This is a genomic window from uncultured Methanobrevibacter sp., from assembly GCF_902764455.1.
Lineage (GTDB): Archaea > Methanobacteriota > Methanobacteria > Methanobacteriales > Methanobacteriaceae > Methanocatella.
Genome location: NZ_CACWVY010000010.1, coordinates 54,589 through 73,426, shown reverse-complemented (window position 1 = coordinate 73,426; position 18,838 = coordinate 54,589). Strand labels below are relative to the sequence as shown.

At 35.9% G+C, this 18,838-nt stretch carries 15 protein-coding genes; 7 read left to right on the top strand and 8 right to left on the bottom strand.

The genetic code is table 11. The features are described from left to right. Positions 1-34: 34 nt before the first annotated feature. Genes hisS through QZU75_RS03715 form a run of 4 tightly spaced genes read left to right on the top strand, consistent with a single transcriptional unit; the run spans position 35 to position 4,343 of the window. A complete protein-coding gene (hisS, locus tag QZU75_RS03730) occupies positions 35-1,330 on the top strand; it encodes a histidine--tRNA ligase (RefSeq protein WP_296881611.1) in 1,296 nt (431 codons plus the stop codon). A gap of 2 nt (positions 1,331-1,332) precedes the next feature. Beyond that, a complete protein-coding gene (gene hisI / locus QZU75_RS03725) occupies positions 1,333-1,737 on the top strand; it encodes a phosphoribosyl-AMP cyclohydrolase (protein ID WP_296881610.1) in 405 nt (134 codons plus the stop codon). Position 1,738: 1 nt separating this feature from the next. Beyond that, positions 1,739-3,583, top strand: coding sequence for a PINc/VapC family ATPase (locus QZU75_RS03720; RefSeq protein WP_296881609.1), 1,845 nt, complete (start codon positions 1,739-1,741; stop codon positions 3,581-3,583). 4 nt (positions 3,584-3,587) lie between these two features. Then, positions 3,588-4,343: a sugar phosphate isomerase/epimerase gene (locus QZU75_RS03715; protein WP_296881608.1), complete on the top strand. Its 756-nt coding sequence runs from the start codon at positions 3,588-3,590 to the stop codon at positions 4,341-4,343. A gap of 1 nt (position 4,344) precedes the next feature. On the opposite strand, the gene QZU75_RS03710 is transcribed toward QZU75_RS03715, so the two are convergent. The 8 genes from QZU75_RS03710 to QZU75_RS03675 all read right to left on the bottom strand — a co-directional run bounded on the left by QZU75_RS03710 (position 4,345) and on the right by QZU75_RS03675 (position 14,985). Continuing rightward, positions 4,345-6,663: a DEAD/DEAH box helicase gene (locus tag QZU75_RS03710; protein ID WP_296881607.1), complete on the bottom strand. Its 2,319-nt coding sequence runs from the start codon at positions 6,661-6,663 to the stop codon at positions 4,345-4,347. 172 nt (positions 6,664-6,835) lie between these two features. Further along, positions 6,836-8,344: a Mur ligase family protein gene (locus tag QZU75_RS03705; protein WP_296881606.1), complete on the bottom strand. Its 1,509-nt coding sequence runs from the start codon at positions 8,342-8,344 to the stop codon at positions 6,836-6,838. Next, the gene (locus QZU75_RS03700) at positions 8,337-9,722 is read right to left on the bottom strand and encodes a Mur ligase family protein (protein WP_296881605.1); all 1,386 of its coding nucleotides are present in this window, start codon (positions 9,720-9,722) and stop codon (positions 8,337-8,339) included. Before QZU75_RS03700 ends, QZU75_RS03705 begins: the two co-directional genes overlap by 8 nt. Before the next feature lie 96 nt (positions 9,723-9,818). Then, positions 9,819-11,006, bottom strand: a complete 1,188-nt coding sequence (locus tag QZU75_RS03695; RefSeq protein WP_296881604.1) for an aconitase X catalytic domain-containing protein — start codon at positions 11,004-11,006, stop codon at positions 9,819-9,821. A gap of 1 nt (position 11,007) precedes the next feature. Beyond that, positions 11,008-12,342 carry a DHH family phosphoesterase gene (locus QZU75_RS03690; RefSeq protein ID WP_296881603.1) on the bottom strand — a complete coding sequence of 445 codons (1,335 nt, stop codon included), beginning with the start codon at positions 12,340-12,342 and terminating at the stop codon, positions 11,008-11,010. Then, on the bottom strand, positions 12,332-12,730 hold the full coding sequence (locus QZU75_RS03685) for a 30S ribosomal protein S15 (protein WP_296881602.1): 399 nt from the start codon (positions 12,728-12,730) through the stop codon (positions 12,332-12,334). Before QZU75_RS03685 ends, QZU75_RS03690 begins: the two co-directional genes overlap by 11 nt. Positions 12,731-12,789: 59 nt before the next feature. Then, entirely contained in the window at positions 12,790-13,341 is a 552-nt protein-coding gene (locus QZU75_RS03680) for an XTP/dITP diphosphatase (protein WP_296881601.1), read from the bottom strand. 45 nt (positions 13,342-13,386) lie between these two features. Further along, a complete protein-coding gene (locus tag QZU75_RS03675) occupies positions 13,387-14,985 on the bottom strand; it encodes a bifunctional N(6)-L-threonylcarbamoyladenine synthase/serine/threonine protein kinase (RefSeq protein WP_296881600.1) in 1,599 nt (532 codons plus the stop codon). An 81-nt stretch (positions 14,986-15,066) separates the two neighbouring features. Here QZU75_RS03675 and QZU75_RS03670 point away from each other — a divergent pair, with 81 nt between their 5' ends. The 3 genes from QZU75_RS03670 (at position 15,067) to QZU75_RS03660 (ending at position 18,796) form a co-directional block, all read left to right on the top strand. Next, complete coding sequence (locus QZU75_RS03670; RefSeq protein WP_296881599.1) at positions 15,067-15,585, top strand: hypothetical protein; 519 nt, start codon at positions 15,067-15,069, stop codon at positions 15,583-15,585. Then, positions 15,578-16,645 (top strand): nicotinate mononucleotide-dependent phosphoribosyltransferase CobT, encoded by a 1,068-nt coding sequence (gene cobT, locus QZU75_RS03665; protein ID WP_296881598.1) that lies wholly within the window; start codon positions 15,578-15,580, stop codon positions 16,643-16,645. The genes QZU75_RS03670 and cobT overlap by 8 nt, the downstream gene beginning before the upstream one ends. Positions 16,646-16,792: 147 nt before the next feature. Beyond that, complete coding sequence (locus QZU75_RS03660) at positions 16,793-18,796, top strand: hypothetical protein (protein ID WP_296881597.1); 2,004 nt, start codon at positions 16,793-16,795, stop codon at positions 18,794-18,796. The last annotated feature ends 42 nt before the right edge of the window (positions 18,797-18,838 follow it).

Genomic DNA, 18,838 nt, shown 5'->3' with positions numbered 1-18,838 from the left:
TATTATAATAAATTATATTCAAAGGAGAACTAAAATGGAATTTACAAGACCAAGAGGTACTAGAGATTTCTTATTTGATGAAATGAGACAGCGTAAAAAAGCAGAAAGTACCTTAAGAAACATATTCGAAAATTACGGTTATCAGGAGATTAAAACTCCACTATTTGAAGAATTAAAGTTATTTACAACAAAATCAGGAGAGGAAATTGTAAATCAGTTATACAATTTTAAAGACAAATCAGACAGAGAATTAACTTTAAGACCTGAAATCACTGCTCCTGTTGCAAGATTATACTTAAACGAACTTGAAAAGACTTCCACAAAACCTATTAAACTTTATTATTATGGAAGCTGTTTTAGATATGAAAGACCTCAGAAAGGAAGATTCAGACAGTTCTGGCAATTCGGTTGCGAACTTATCGGAGCAAAAACACCGCAGGGCGAAGCTGAAGTCATTGCACTGTGCAGCGATGCGATAAATGCACTTGGAATAACCACAGCCGACGTTAATGTCAACCACCTCGGAATCATCAGAGGACTTTTCAAACACTTCAATATCACACAGGAAACCCAAAGGGAAATAATGGTCGTTATTGACAAAGGGGACAAAGACCTGTTAATCGAATCATTAAGCGGAGACAATCCTGTAATCGATAATGATGAGTTAAATCAGATATTATTAAAACTTATTGACATGGTTGGCGACAAATCAATCATCAGTGATGTCGAGGAACTCATTGATCCGTATGATGAGCCTAAAGAAGCTTTGAATGAATTGAAGGAATTAATTTCACTTCTTGAAGCCTTTGGTGTTGACAACTATACCTTGAATCTTGGTGTTGCAAGAGGACTTGACTATTATACAGGAATTGTATTCGAGATTTACGTTCCAGAACTTGGTGCCCAAAAGCAGATTTGCGGTGGAGGATCATACAGCCTTGTTAAACTCTTTGGAGGCCAGGAAGTTGAATCAACAGGATTTGCACTTGGATTTGACAGATTGATGAATGCAATCGAAGAGCTTACCGATGCAGAAGAGCTTCCATCACACATTGACATTTATGTTGCTCCAATATCCCAAAGCGTAAGGCCTAAAGCTTATGAAATTACCCAAACTTTAAGAAAAAACAACATTAAAGTGGATGTTGATTTGAACGGTAAAAAATTCAAGAAATTAATGAATTATGCAGATAAAATCAAAGTTCCAAAAATTGCCATTATCGGTGAAAAGGATTTGGAAGAAGGCAAAATTACCATTAAAGACATGGTCAGCGGTGAACAGGAACTTGTTGACATTGAAAATATTATTACTTACATTAAAGGAGAATAAATATGGAAATTAACTTCAGACACGAAATCAACGGCGTTAAAGTAATTACAGCCGTTGCTCAGGATGCAGACACAAATCAAATATTGATGCTTGCGAATATGAACAAGGAAGCATTAATCAAAACCATTAAAACAGGAAAAGCACATTACTGGAGCACTTCTAGAAACCAGTTATGGTTAAAAGGCGAAAGTTCAGGACACTACCAGGAAGTTAAGGAAATTCTGGTAGACTGTGACATGGATGCAGTTGTATTGAAAATCAAACAGACAGGTGCAGCTTGTCACGAAGGTTATCTTTCATGCTTTTTTAGAAAAATTACCAACAATGACATTGACATTGACGATGTTAAAGACGAAGATTTGGAAATAATTTTAGAAAGACTAGTTAATCCGGATGACGTGTATTAAAATGAAAGCAATAGTCCCAGATACAAGCGCAGTAATTATCGGTGCAGTAAGCGAACTGATTGAAAATGGAGATTTTGACTATCCTGAGATTATTGTACCTGAAGCTGTCGTTTGCGAATTAGAACATCAGGCAAATGCCAACAGAACCGAAGGAAGAAAAGGCTTAGAAGAGCTTAAAAAACTCCAATTTATGCAGGATGATGGAGAACTGGCAATCAGCTTTAAAGGCAAAAGACCTACCAACTATGACATAAGATATGCAAAAAGCGGTGAAATAGACAGTATTATCAGGGACCTTGCAAAATCAGAATTTGCAACACTCGTTACCAATGACAAAGTGCAGGCTGAAGTGGCAAAGGCACAGGGAATACCTGTTCATTACGTTAAACAGGAATACAAGGAAAAATCCCTTTCAATTGAAAGACTCTTTGATGATGAAACAATGTCCATACACTTAAAGGAAAATGTTGCACCGATGGCCAAAAAAGGAATTCCTGGCCATATTGACTTTGTCAAACTGGAAAAGAAACCCTATTCATACTCACAGCTTAGCGATATCGTTGAAGAAATTCTTGAAAAGGCAAAAAATGATCCAAAAACATATTTGGAATCAGATAAAGAGGGTTCATTTGTTGTTCAATCAAGAGAATACAGAATATCAATAGCTTATCCTCCATTTTCAGAAGCATTGGAAATCACTGCTGTCAGACCGGTTGCAAATATCAGTTTAGATGAATATAATTTATCAGACAAGTTACTGGAGAGAATAAGAACCAGTGCAGAAGGAATATTGATTTCAGGTTCTCCAGGAGCCGGTAAATCCACATTTGTTCAGGCAATCGCAAAATATTATTCTTCAAAATTAAACAAGATTGTAAAGACAATGGAATCTCCAAGAGACCTGCAGTTACCTGACGATATAACCCAATATGCTCCTCTTGAAGGAAGCATGGAAAATACTGCTGATGTTTTATTGCTTGTAAGACCTGATTATACAATCTATGATGAACTCAGGAAAAACACTGACTTCAGTATCTTTGCAGACATGAGGCTTGCAGGGGTCGGAATGATTGGTGTTGTGCATGCAACAAGACCTATAGACGCAATTCAGAGAATCGCTTCAAGGGTTGAGCTGGGAGTTATTCCATCCATTGTAGATACAAGCATTTATATCGAAAACGGTAAAGTTACAAGCGTTTATGAAACAAAAATGACAGTTAAGGTTCCAAGTGGAATGAAGGAAGCTGACCTTGCAAGGCCGGTTATTGAAGTGAGAGACTTTGAAACAGGCAAACTTAAAAATGAAATCTACACTTACGGTGAACAGACAATCGTAATGGATATGGATTTGGTAAACGGAGGAAATCCTCAGGAAAAAAACAAGTCATCAGTGGATTTAATCGCCGAGAAAGAAATTTTAAGGAAAATAAAAAGGATACTTCCTAAAAAGGCCAAGGTAGAGGTTGAAGTAATATCACCTGACAGAGCCAACATCTACATTCCAGACCAATATATTCCAAAAATTATCGGAAAGAACGGCAAGAGAATTGCTGAAATTGAACAAGATATCGGAATAAGTCTCGGAGTGGAAATTATTGAGGAAAAACCTGTTGACAAGACTCCATTTGAAGTGGACATTATTCATACAAGAAAACAGATGATTTTGGATTTGGGAAGAGAAAACGGAAGAAAAGATTTCGACATCAAAATTGATGGGCAATACCTGTTTACCGCAACCACATCCAAAAAAGGAGAAATCAAAATTAAAAACGGAAATGAATTATCCGACCTTATCCTGGAAGCCATTGAGATGGGATTGGAAATTACAGCAGTTCAAAAACAGTGATAATATGAAAATTGGCGCATCATCCCTGGCGGGAATAGAACATCCCCTGGAAGAGACATTAGAGTTTGTTGAGAATTTGGGCATTGAATATGTTGAACTGGTTCATCAGTTCCCTGCAGAAAATATTGATCCCGACACTTTGGAAAGTTATAATCTCAAATATTCTGTTCACAGCCCGTTTATGGACGTTAATATAGCAGCACTGCAGGACAAAAGCAGATTGAATTCAATAAGACAGATTAAGGATTCCATAGATTTGGCAAATAAAATCAATGCTGAAGCTGTTGTTGTCCATCCGGGACTGGCAACATTTTTAGCAAATAAATATTTCCTCGACAAGGTTTATGATTATGCAAACGAATCCATTAAAGAACTTGGTGAATATGGAAATGATTCAGGTGTTTTAACAACAATAGAAAACATGCCGAACTTTGACGGAATGCTTTATAAAAATATGGAAGATTTAAATGAGCTTCTGGTTTCACTTGACATGTCAATGACATTGGACATCGGCCATGCAAATCATGTGGGATATCCGACAGAGGCAATGTATTTTGATTCAATTAAACACATACATGCGCATGATAATTTTGGTGATGACGATGCACACCTTGCATTAGGTGAAGGCTCTATTGAATTAAACACTATCATCAATATTTTTGAAAAGAAAAATTTTGATGGCATCTATATCATTGAGGTAAATGATTACGATTCCATTAAAAAAAGTTATGAATATATTAAAAAAAACTTTAAAATCTAGATTAAAGAAGTTTCTTTTCTTTAATCTCCTTATCAAAATACAAATACTCTGATTCAACTACTTTTCTAATATTTTTAGCAGTTTTTTTACCAATACCTTCAACTTCCTGAAGTTCACTTTCGGAGGCGCTGATTACTTTTTCAACAGTCCCGAAATGCTGCAGCAAATTTTTGGCATTGACAGGACCTATATTAGGCAGTGATTCTATAATGAACAACTGCTGTTCCCATAAACTTACAGGCTTTTTATCTGTTCTTATCTGAATAGGAGTTTTTTCACCGTTCTGTTCACGAACGGCAATTCTTTTTATCATCGCAGCAGTATCCTGGGAATTTCTAGTTGGAATAATGCTGATACCAAAATCAATTGCAATAGCTGCAATGGTTCCCCTGACTGCATTAGGATGAATCATACCATTGTAGATGTCATCACCTTCAAGAATGAGAAGCGGACGTTTGAACTCTTCGGACAATTCACGAGCCTGCTTGAATAGTCTCTTGTCTATGATAGATTCAACAAAATCACTGGCTGTTTTTCTCTCAATGACAACCTCATCACTGACCTGATAATCACCAACAGCCATTGATCTTACTTTGACATCTATTTCCATTTGAGAAAGATGCCTGATTACTTTGGAATTTCCTTCCCTTGAATCAGCAAAAACTACAGGATTGTCTTTTTCAACTTTTGGTCTGTCGATTACTTTAACTTTCTTTTGGTCTTCCATTCTTTCAATGGCAGATGTATTGAGCTCTTCTAAAACATCAGGGTCAATCAGCTGATATTTCATCTTATCTTCTTTTCTGACACTTGACCAGTAATAAGCTTCATCCCTTGTTCCATTTGTTATTAAAACTTTAACACGGCCTGTTCTTTTACGACCGGTTCTGCCTCTTCTTTGAATCATACGCACTTCTGACGGAACAGGTTCATATAATACAACGAGGTCAACTGCAGGAATATCAATACCCTCTTCAGCAACACTTGTTGATAAAAGCACATCATATTCACCCATTCTGAATGATTTGATAATGGCTTTCTGCTCTTTTTGGGTAAGACCTTTCTGACCGTCTTTGGAAGCCTGACCAAAGAACTTAGCTGATTTAATTCCTTCTTTTTCAAGTTTTTCATGAATCATTTCAAGAGTATCCCTGTATTGTGTAAACACGATAATTTTTGAGGATTTCTCATCTTTACCTGTTACACGATTAGACTGAAGTTTGGTCTGACCGTCATCGCTGCCCAATTCCTTTTTCAGGATGTTGGTTACTTCCCTAAGTTTCGGATGCTCCCAGCCATGCCTTTCAGCTTCACGGGCCATCTTAACTGCCCTTCCAAAATTGTCATCCCACATGAGGGATTTTGCAGCTTTGGTTTTTTTCTTTCGTAATCTGGCAATATACTTGTTGAAAGTCTGAATACCCTGGGTTTCTATTAATTCCTGTGAATGTTGAATATTGATAACAGCACTTAAAATAGAGATTGCATGGAAGAGGTCCTTATCCGGATTAACTGACCTTGCAATTTCGCCTTGAATCCTTCCTCTTGCCTTTAAAATGTCAACTTTACCAACAGATACTGTTTTTATTACTCCCATATTTTTCAGTGCTTTCAATCTGACTTTCAGAGCTTTATCAACATGAGTTTTAATTTTTTCAAGTTCAGTGCTCATTTTTACCCTAACCCAATCGATTTCGACAGGATTAAAATAAGGTCTGACATCAGGGTCATCCTCTGTTTTAACAACAATATTCTGGATATACAGATTTTCACAAACTTCCTTAATTTTAGCCTTATCAGATCCAGGTGATGCAGTAAGGCCCAAAATAAGATTGTAATTGGATTCCTGGACATAACGGGAAGCCAAATAAACATATGAGTAGGAACCTACACCGTGATGGCATTCATCAAAAACAATGAGAGATACGCTGCTTAAATCATAACGGCCATTTAACAAGTCAGATTCAACTGTTTGAGGTGTTGCGCAGATGATTCTGGACTCTTCCCACCGTTTTACTCTCTCATCAGTTTTGATAGCACCAGTTATGGAGGTGCAGGGAAGGGTTAAAAATTCTTTAAAACTGTCTTCATGTTGAATGGCCAAAGGTTTTGACGGTGCCAGAACTAAAACTTTTGAATTTTTTACTTTTTGAAGCCTGTCTGCAGCTACCAGAATTGCAATAATAGTTTTACCCAAAGCAGTAGGTGCAACAACCATCGTATTTCCCTTTTTTAAAACATCCCCTGCTAAAACCTGCTGATATAACCTAGATTCAATAGCCTCTTTTTTAATCAAAGGATGTGAAATATAATTAGCCATAATTCAACCTTCTAATTTTAAATGAGTGAAAAATGAGTTTACCAATAACCCTCACTATGATATTAATTTTTCATTCTTATAAAAGGTTTAGTGAGAGCATTTGATAAGTAATATTGCTTGGAATCAATAATCAAAAAAAATAACTTTCGTTTGTAAATTTTCCTAAAACTGACTATAAATCGAATATTATGGATTTATATTTGGTGGCAGCCTCACCAATAGCTATGACCATTTCACAGTCAAGGTTTAATGCTTTTTTAATACCGTCTCTGACCTGATTTTTAGAAGCTCCCATAGTTCCAGTTTTTTGAAAATCATCTACAAAATTCAAAAAGATTCTGTCATTAAACTTTGGATTTTCAATCAATTTTTCAGAAGCGATTTTTTGAGATGCGGTTGATGCGGGAACAATGAACTTTGAGAATTTCAAAACGCTGTTGAATATTTCCAAATCGCCCTTGTATCCGGATTCTGAGGATATTGTAATTACTGTTGTAAAATCACCATGGAGTTTTTTAAACTCTTTTAACACAGTTTCAACACCTGCAGGATTGTGGGCATAATCAACAAAAATATCTTTGCCCTTTACCTCACCGACTTCCTCCATTCTACCACTGACACCAGTAAAACTGGCAATAGAAGGTAATATTTTATCATAAGGCAAGTCGAGGAATTTATGTGCCGCAATGATGACACCAGTTAGATTATAAACATTGTGAAGTCCATCCACACCCATTTTAACAGTTAATTTTTCTGATGGAGTGTGCAAATCAAAGGTTCTGTTGGTCAAATCCACATTTGTTGCAATGTAATCTACCTGAGGAGTTGTTACACCGCATTGACAGAAATAATAGCCGCAGCCTGAAATGATTTCCTTAACTGCAATTTCACGGCCGCAAACGCATTCTTTCATACCTATTGAATCCGGAAGTTCATCAACACCAAATGTTATGACTTCACCTTTAAAATCAAGTTTGCGCAAAAGTCCCATTATTGTCGGATCCTGACCGTTTACAATCAATTGACCTATTCCCAATTCCTTTATGAACTCTCCTTTAACGTTTGCATATTCCATAAAGCTTCCAAGGTCTCTTAAATGATCGGGAGTAATGTTTGTTATCAGACCGTTTGACATTGAAGTGTCGCTCACTATTCTTCCAACAGTGCCCGGAACACCAAAGGTTCCGACCTCCAAGATTCCAACATCACCGTTCAGCCTTGACTGTAGAATCGGGATAAATTCTGCATTGCCCTGCATACCTTCCAAATCATGCTCGCAGGGTTTAATTCCATTATCATAAGCAATTTTTTTAAGTAAAGTTGTTGTAGTTGTCTTTCCGTTAGTTCCGGTTATTCCAAAGACCGGTTTTTCAGGCTGAATCATGTCTATTACATCATTAAGTTCCAAAATAGGTTTATCGCAATTTTTTAAAATATCAGAATCTTTTGGCATGCTTGCAGGAGGAATTATATAATCCGCCTTTTTGAAAAATTTATCGGGAGTCTGTCCGTAAAAGACTTCAATATCATAACCTTCCAAAGCATTTGCAAACCTGCAATCTTTTTTAAATGTCAAATCAGTACCTATTACATCATAACCTCTTTGTTTTAAAATTCTGGCTATTAAATTACCATTTGCACCACAAACACCAATAACTCCAAAGGTTTTATTTTTATTCATATATTTTACTCCCCTTTTCAAGTCCTTTCATGATTTTATCAACTGTGGTAATCCTGTCATATGCTATAAGAGGTCCCATGTGGAGGATAATGTCTCCAGGAACTGAATATTTAAAGGTTTCACATGCGGCTATCTCAATATTTTCAACTGCTACCTTTTCAATGTTCGGATTGGTTATTGCATCCAAAATTTCCTGAGCGGCTTCCATTTCAACTTCCTGAGTGACTTCGTTGAATCCGCTTGCAATAACTACTTTAATATCATATCCGCTTACGAGTTCTCCTACTTCAGCCTTATCCCTAACGGATAATGTATCAAAATGATCTAAAAATAATACTACACTTTCATCCTTGAAGTAATCAAGGGTTATTTTCATTCCATCATATAAAAATGCGGAATCGAGAATTACTTTTCTTCCGTTATAGTCACCTACATCCTCCATGTGTGCAGGCAATCCTTTAAATACTGTCAGTGCATCTATAATATCTTCCTTTTTAACTCCATATGTTAATGCAACCGCTGATGCTGCAACAGAGTTTTCAAAGAAATAGCTCATCATATTAAATGGAGTTGTAAATTCATCATCCTTTGATTTGATTGTTAATGATTTATCGCCGACAGTTCCTCTGAAATCAACATCCTCATCTAAAGCATAGAATATCACATCATCCCTGACGCTTTCTATGATGTCACGGCAGGAATTGTTGGCTATAAAAGTTTCACTCATGGCCTGAAGGACAAGTTTACGCTGCTGGTATCTTTCAAGTGATCCTCCGAATTCAGAGAGATGGTCTTCAGCAATATTGGTTAAAAGACCAATCTTAATATCCAGTCTGTCCAAAAGACCGATTGTACCGTGAGGAAGTTCAAATATAGCAATGTCACAATCCTGAGCCTTGCCTTTAACGATTCCATCAATGATAGCTTCTGAAACAAGGTTATTTACTAATGAGGAACATGACCATACATTATAGCCAGCCTGCTTGAATAGGCTGGTTGTGATAAAAGTAGTTGTTGTTTTTCCCATGGTTCCTGTAATTCCAATAATATCCACTGGAATTAAATCATTTACCATTCTGGAAAATTCTTCGTTGGTTAAAATCTTTAAATCTGAGTTTTTGACTTTTTTAGCAATTGGAGCTGTTTCGGGTAAAGTTGGAGGCATATAAACTGCATCAAAACCTTCAACTGAAGGGTCTTTATTTGGCAAGTCGAGAATAACACCTTCCTTTTCCATTTCAATTAAACTTCTTTGAAATTCAATTTTAAATTCTGAAATATCTTTTAAATCAGTTATTACAACTTTATGGCCTAAATAATTAAGTAATCGTGCAACAGGCCGACTTGCATTTCCAGCACCAACAACTAAATAATTCATAAAAAAGTCTTCCTCTAAAATTTCTATTAGTATAATTTATAATTTTTATGTAATTTAAAGTTTAATAGTTTTTGAAAAAAAAGAATTGGAAAAACCTTATTCGAATTGAATAAGATTTTCTACATCATTATAAACAACATCAAGTCCACACATTGATGGAACATAGTTTGCTGCTTTAGCTGAATTCACACCGATTACTTCAAAGCCCATATCTTCAATAGGAGCCACAACCATACAGGTGTCACATACTACGTTTCCGCCTGCATTTTCAATGGTTTTTGTGTAACCCATTCTGTCAGCGGTTGCTTTTACACTAACAGATGTGCAAATCCATAATTTATTTTTAATGCTTTTTCCCTGTACAATATCAGCCACTTGTTTAATTTCTTCAAGTGATGCGTGAGGACATCCCAAACAGATTAAATCAGGTTGTCTGTCAGTAGTTGATAACTTTTGACGGGTTTCCTCAATTTCATTTTCAGATATAAACATTATATCCTCAATTTCGTCACTGTTAATCAGATTGGCTTCAGGAGTTACATTTTCCATATGGTAAAGTGCAACAGAACCTGATGATGCAAGAGCTGCACCGAGAGTTTTTAAGTCATTGTTGTTGGGAGTGTTTTGAAGTTTGAAGTAAGGAACTCCTCCTCCAACAAATTTACCGATAATGTAACCTAATGCACCGAAATCAGCACCCTTAAGTTCACAGCTGACATTAACAACCAAATTGGCCTGTCTGTTTTCAGCTAAATGGAAACCGTATAATGGAGTTTTTCCAACAATTGCTGCTGCAAGAGCTGCAGGACCTCCTTCACGATTGGTTCTAGCACCGATAACTGAATTAACATAAGCAACAGCAGATGATTCTGACCAGGACACATGGTCTCGGAATCTTGGAACATTACCTACCAAGTATGGTGTACATGTGCATGTCTTGGAAATTCCCAGATTTGCATAGGCATCTACAATCTGGTTTTGCTTGACTGCAAAATCCTTTGGAAAACCTAATTTTTCCCAGTTGTCCAAATCAGTTCCAGGCGGATTGAGTGATGCATTAACGCTAGCTTTTCCAGATCCGTCCAAAGCCAAATCTTCAAGATATTCCAAACCGGCATCCCCAATAGTTTTATAAGAAACACCAGATACCTGTGCAGAAGTAATGTCGACTAATTTAGAAGCTCCATAGATATCTCCTAAAGCAACAAGGATATCCATACTTTTTCTAATAGTTTCTCCAAATTCCCCGTCACACATTTGTTGTTCTTCATTTGTTAAAAACATGTTATTCACCACTTAATTGATATTCAACCATTTCATCTAGAATGTGCAAGAAATTATCCTTACTTTCATATGGTATCATGGCTCCGGCCGCAATGTCGTGGCCTCCTCCAGTACCACCGAAATTATTGGAAGAATCCTTTAATGCCTTTCCTAAATTAACACCATTTGCAACCATGTCCCTTGTTGTCCTTCCGGAAATCTTAATGTCCTTGTGAAGTCTTGACATGCCAATTACAGGTTTTGAATTATCCAACAGTTCAACAGATAATCCGATACTTGCAATAGTACCCATTACAGATTTCAATACCTTATCTTCACTGTAGAGATATTGTATTGAGTTTAATTGCTGAGCACCTTCCTTTTTAACCCATTCAAGACCTTTGACAATCTGGTCACGATATTGGCGCTGCAATCTTAATGCCGCATCCAAAGCCTGATCCTTTTCGCCTAAGGCAATGCTTAAACCTAAACCCTGTTTTTTATTTTTACCGCATGCATCTAGAATATAGGAATATTCTTCCAAATCACGAAGCATAGGTACCTGTTTTGCAACTGTATAACAGTCACCGAAAATTTCAGGATTGATGGTGATTAAAGCATCTTTAAGCAAGTCCTTTTCTTCATCTTCCAAATCGGTGAATTTAATACCATAAGACAAATTCATTCTTTCTAAAAACTCACGGGCGCCATCCAAATCTCCGCTGATTCCGGGAAGAGGTGGTGAAAAGGTATAAGCCAGAGATTTAAAAATCGGTTCGGTTGATTTGGAAACAATCTTTAAATCCTCATGAATTTCAAGATTACCGCTTTGAAGTGCATCATCAAGAATCAACTTATTAACACCTGTAAAACCGCTTTGACCCTGCATATCACCAAATGCACCAACTAAAGCCAAATGTGCAAGGTGTTTTTTGTCCAAATCACGAATAGCCAGATAGGCAGAACCTGCACCGCACAAATCTTTACTTCCATCAACACCGAAAAGGTGAGGATTGATGTGGACTACATTGCTTTCACTTTCGGTACCATCTACCTGATGGTGATCTGCAACAATAACATCATGTTTATAAGTGTTAAATTCCTTAATGAAAGGACTTCCCATATCAGAGAAGATAAATAAATCATATTTTTCACTTCTGAGCTGATTTACCATATCTTCTTTGAGACGTGGGACAATAGTAGTATGGAATTGAACATCTTCTTCAGCTAAAGCATTAGCTATAACTGCTGCGGCTGAAATTCCATCAGCATCGTTATGAGAAATTAATCTTATAACTGAATCTTTTTCAATATGCTCATTGAGCATATCAGTAGCTTCACTAGCTCTATTTAACAAGGAGTGCTGCTTCTTTTGGATTATATCTCCAACCTTCTGGTAATCTACCTTCACTTACATAGTAAGAAGCTAATCTTCTGATTCTGGATTCGATAATAGTTAAACCTCTTTTTGAGTGTAAGTCTTTAGGGTTTTCTTCTAAGTGATCTCTGATGTTAACAGCTCTTTTAATTAAGTTTAATAAGTCTTCTGGGTATTCTCCATCTTGACCGTTTCTTCTTAAAATTTCAGTGATTCTTTCACCAGTTACATCTTTAACGGATGGAATTCCGTATTGGTCTCTTAATACAATACCTATTTCAGAAGTACTTTTACCTTCTCTGTTAAATTTTAAAATCATTTCTTCAATTTCTTCGTCACTATAAGTTACCCATTCTGGTCTTGCCATAATATAAACCTCTTTAAATTTATTAAATCTTAAATAAGCCCAATAAACAGAAAATAATCCTACTCTTGACTAGAATACCATTCTATAAATTTCTTTAATGAATTTTTTCTATGTGAAAATTGGTTTTTCTCATCAGTTGTAAGTTCTCCAAATGTCTTACCTTCACTAGGAACATAAAACAAAGGATCAAAAGCAAATCCTAAATCTCCTCTTTCTTCAACTGCGATTTCACCTACGACCTTGCCTAAAAAAGTCTTGGGCTCAGAATTGGGAGCACAATACCCAATAACTGACCTGAATTCGGCATAACGGTCATCAGTATCTTTCAATAGCTTTAAAATTCCCTGATTTCCAATAGTATCCTGAACATAATGTGAATATGTCCCCGGAAATCCATTTAAAGCTCTAATGAATAAACCAGCATCTTCTACAATCACAGGACAGTCAAGTTCATGACAAGCATATTTTGCGCCTGATATAGCCACTTCCTCAAGAGTTCCCTGAGGTTCTTCGTAACCTAAATCAATATGCTTTAAGTTAATGTCATAATCTTTGAAAATATTCTCTGCTTCTTTTACTTTATGTTCGTTACCAGTTATAAATGTTATCATATGTTTAAATATAAATTATATTTTTATTATAGTTAACCAAAAAAATTAGTGAGTGTATCTTCCGCGGGACTCAATATCTGAAATATGACCGGCAACCTTTTCATTATCATACCCTTTCAAAACCAAATCAAAGTACTTTACAGCCAAGTTATAATCAATGCTTTGAAGGGATTTTTTCAATACAAGCAAATCAACTGCCTTGTCCTCTTCAAGCTGAGAGTGTCTTCCAAGTCCGAAATCAATGAAAACCAATTGGTCATCTCTAAGCATTATATTTGAAGTAGTAATGTCTCCGTGGATAATGTCGGCAGAATGAAGGCGTGAAATATTTTCACCTATTCTGAATGCCAGATCATCATCAATAATATCTTTGACCATGACTCCTTCAATCTCTTCCATCAGAATTGATTTATCCTCCAGATTAATGTCATATAAAACTGGAGTAACAACACCTGCTCTTTTAGCATCAGACAAGAGCCTGGCTTCAAGTTTGCATCTTGATTTTCTGATTTTATTGTCAATTTCAGAAATCCTATACTTTTTGGATATTCTGTCTTTTAGAACCGCTTTTTCACCAAGATATTCACTTTTGACTATGTTTGATTCTGCACCTTTGGCAATTAACTCGTCAGGAAGTGTCAAATAGCTTTTGGAGTTGTCAATCCATGGAATGTCAACTTCATCTGTTCTGAATTTCTGTATTATTCCAGTGTCGGACAAATCCATCGGTCCGAATTCGTTACACATCAAAAGACCCAACCATGCAATCATGACCCCATTGTCTCCGCAGAGCTTCATCTCAGGCATGTAAAACTTGGCGCCGTGCTCTTCAGACATTGTTTTAAGCATTTCTCTGAGTCTTGAATTTGCTGAAACTCCGCCGCAAAGCATCACTTCATCTTTTTGAGTGTGTGAGAGTGCACGTTCGGTTACTTCAACAAGCATTGAAAAGGCTGTTTCCTGAAGTGAAAAACAGATATCCTCCATAGGAGTTCCCTTTTCATGTTCCCTTAGAGCTGCTGAGAGCAATCCTGAAAATGAAAAGTCCATTCCCTTAACAATGTAAGGCAAGTCAATATATGAACCCTTTTTAGCTAATTTTTCAATGACTGGCCCTCCAGGATGGCCCAAACCGGTTTCACGGCCGAAATGATCAAGACAGTTTCCTATGGCAATGTCCAAGGTTTCTCCGAAAATTCTATATCTTCCGCTTTCATAAGCAATGACCTGACTGTTTCCTCCACTTACATAAAGTGATACGGGATTTACAGCACCAGTATCAAGTTTTCCAACCTCAACATGCCCTATACAGTGATTGACTCCGATAATCGGTTTTTTAAGTGATAGTGCCAGGCTTCTTGCAGATGTTGCAACGATTCTCAAAGCAGGACCGAGACCAGGACCCTGTGAAAAGGAAATCAAATCAATATCAGAATAAGAAAGACCTGACTCTTCAATAGCCTGAGGTATTAATTTAGGAATCCATTCGGCATGGTGTTCTGCAGCCAATCTCGGGTGAATTCCCCCTTCCTCTGGAAATAGCTGTTTTCCAGCCATAGCTAATATATTACCGTCACTATCTACAATTCCCACACCGGTTTTTTCTGCTGTTCCTTCAATTCCTAAACTTATCAAATCAATCAACTAAAAAATTTATTTAATACATAATATTTAATAATTAAAATATAAAAATATTTTTTTAATTTAAAAAACATAAGTGAAAATATGGGATTTTATAGTGCAAATACTCCAGAACAGAAACGAGTAAAAAAATTAACCGGAGACATTAACATCCACGATATGTTCAAAAATGAATGTGAAACCCGTGGAATTCCAATTTACAATGCATACAATATTCAAAAAAGGTTGCTCCACGAGGTAGAACAGGAAGAACTTCACGGTGTTAAGGAAGTAGACGACAGACTGATGGAATTGCTTGATGAAAGGTCAAAAAATAAGGTAACACACAGATATGTTGACTTTATTTCAAATGAGGACAGCGCTTCAAGAGGAGTTATACCTCCAAGGTCAGATGAAAAACCTGTGCAAGATGAAACAGCACTTCCTCCAAAAGACCAAATCAAGATTCCTCCAAGAGCAAGGGACGGTAAGGAATTCTATAGGGATGATGAACTTCCGGAAATGGAAATGTTAAAGAAAATCATGCTTCAGAATAAAAAGATTATTAATCAGAATAAAATTATTATTGACTTATTGAAAAAACAGGGTGAAAATAATGATTGAAGGAATTAAAACTTACGGATCAGATGAACTCACAAAAAGGTTACAGGAATGTGATGATCCGGTATTTTTACTTACAATCGGTACAACAGAAACTTCATTGATAGATGGAATTTCCGGTGCAGGTCCTTCAGCAGACTTAACTGAATACACCCCAGCTTCAGATGCGGAATTCATGATTTTAGGTGAAGTAAGATGCTGTGAAGCTCCAGCTGAAACAGTAGTTGGAGATGCTGCTGCACCGACCCCTGCAAGACTTACCAAAGCAGCACTACAACTTGCAAATATCCCATTTGTTATTGTTGATGCAGGGTCTAAAATAAAACCTGACGTTGAATATGTAAATCTTGGAAAAGACTATGGAAGAGACATAAGAACCGGGAAAGGAGTCTTGAATCCTCTTGAAATATTTGAAAATGCAAAGGATTTAGGTGCCGAATTATCAAGAAGACACGAAATGCTGATTATTGGCGAAAGCATTGCAGCAGGAACAACCACCGCTTTAGGAGTTTTGAGAGCACTTGGCTATGATGCAAATGAAAAAGTGAGCGGCAGCATGCCTCATAATCCTCATGACATGAAAACAAAATGTGTTGATGAAGGACTTAAAAATGCTGGCCTTGACCCTGAAACAGATGACATCGATGCAATGCAGGCTATCGGAGCAGTTGGAGACCCTACACTTGCGGCAATGTCAGGAATAGTATTGGGATCAGAAATTCCAATTATTCTAGCCGGCGGGACTCAAATGGCTGCAGTTTGTGCTATAGTAAAATCAATTCAGCCTAACTTTGATTTTTCAAGAATTAACCTATCCACAACTGTTTTTGTTGCAGGTGATGAAACTGCAGACCTCTTTGGAATATTAAAACAGATTGACGATAGCATTACCGTCAATGTTGTAGACCCTGAATTTGAAAAATCAGAACATGAAGGGCTTAAAAATTACCTGAAAGGATTTGTTAAGGAAGGTGCCGGAGCCGGAGGAGCAATGTATACCGCACTTGTCTTAGGAAATTCCGTTGAAAGACTTAGAAAAAGAATAGAAAAAGTATGTAAATAGAGATTAATTCTCTAAACCTTTTTCTACTTTACCCTATCACCAAAAATTTACCATCACAAATCAATGTTAAATTCATTTAGATATCTTTATTAATTCTATTTTACAAAACTACTATCGATAAGAACATTCTTATACATGGAGGGTAAAATGAATAGACGACTTAAACAAATATTATTACTTTTAGTAATCTTATCAATAATAACTACAATAAACGTAGTTAGTGCAACAGACAACCAGAATACCAATATTACCAGTTCAGATACATTTGAAGCATATATTTCACCTAATGGCAATGATTATTCGGGAGACGGAAGTGCCGAAAATCCTTATAATAGCTTAAGACATGCTATAGATTACACTTCGAAAGACACTACAGTATATTTAAACGAAGGCAAATATGCAGGTGAAAACAACAGAAATATTACATTAAATAAATCTGTTACACTTATCGGTAAATCAAAAGAAAATACAATAATCGACTGTGAGTTATCCGGAAGATTATTTACAATGAATTCAAACAGCAAATTAACTTTAATTAATCTTACATTAACAAACGGTAATTTAACTGACAATGGTGGACTAATTTATAATGAAGGCGGACAAATTACTATTAAAAATTGTATTTTAAGCAATTCTCAAGGATTTAGAAATGGAGGCGCCATATACAATAATTTCGGAACACTGAATATTGAAAATACATGTTTTACAAACAATACTGCATTTCAATATGGAGGAGTCATTTACACACTGGGAGAAACAAATATTAGAAATTCCAATTTTACTAAAAACATAATGACTGCAAAAGAAAGTGTGGGATGCTGTATTGCGTCTGGCGGAAAAATAAATTTGGACGGATGCATATTTTCAAATAATTTTGTAGTTTACTCAGCAGCTGCCTTGTTAAACCTTGGAAATGCAACAATCAACAACTGCAGATTCGAATATTTAACTACAAACTATACTGCCGGAGCCATAAGTAATCATAATTATGCCGTCATAAACAATAGTTATTTCGGATATAATGATGTAAAATATTATGCAGCTGCAATTTTAGCACCGCCAAGCGGTCAGCATGTTATAACAAAAGTTTATAATAGTATTATCGAACAAAATCATGCAGGATATCATGGAGTAGTAGCTAATAATTATAAGGATACCGAGCTTATCATGGAAAACTGTGCAATTGTCGGAAACTACATTATTAAAGACAAATATTATGGAGATATTTCATTAGACGACAATGCAAGTGTACTATACTGCTGGTGGGGTCAAAACAATATAAGTCCATATTATTACTCTCCGCATAGCGGTGATCACCATCCTGAAAAAATCAATGCTTCCAGATGGCTGATTATGACATTTACATCAAATAACGGCATTGTCTATAAAAACAAAAATAATGTTTTAATTGTGGATTTAAACAATTACTTTGACAATGAAACAAAAGAGGTTCATAAATTAAATAAAAGTATTAATCTTCCGTTGGAAGTTACAGTTTACACCAATTCACAAAAAATTACAAAAAAATTGGTGAATGGCATTGCAACATTCAATATCAAACCAACAGACATTGACGATGTGGTTTATGCAGAACTTGACAATCAGATACTGCAATTGGATGTGAATTCAAAATACTCAACATTGATTGCAAAGGACTTTACAAAATATTATAAAAGCAGCAAAAAATTATCCGTAAAATTAGTGAACTGTTATAATGAGGGCATTAAAGGAGAAAAAGTATCCCTTAAAATATCAGGTAAAACTTATACTGCCACTACTAACTATGAAGGAATAGCAAGCTTTAAAATTAAAGATACTCCTAAAACTTTCAATGTAAATGTCATTTACAAAGGAAACAAATATACAGGAACTTCCAAATCCATAAAAGTAAAAGTAGTAAAACCAATTATTAAGGCTTCAAAAACTACAATACGTAAAAATGGAAAATTTGTTGTTAGCTTTAAAGACGCAAATAAAAAAGCAATAAAGCATGTTAAAGTCAAATTTAAAATTAACGGTAAAACTTATTTCAAAACAACAGACAGCAAAGGACAGGCTAAAATTAACGTTAACTTATTAAAAATAAATAAAAAATATACCGTTAAAGTAGGTTTCAAGTCAACCAACTTATGGAACAACCACATTAACTAAAAAAATAAAAGTAGTTAAATAATCAATTATCATATGATAATT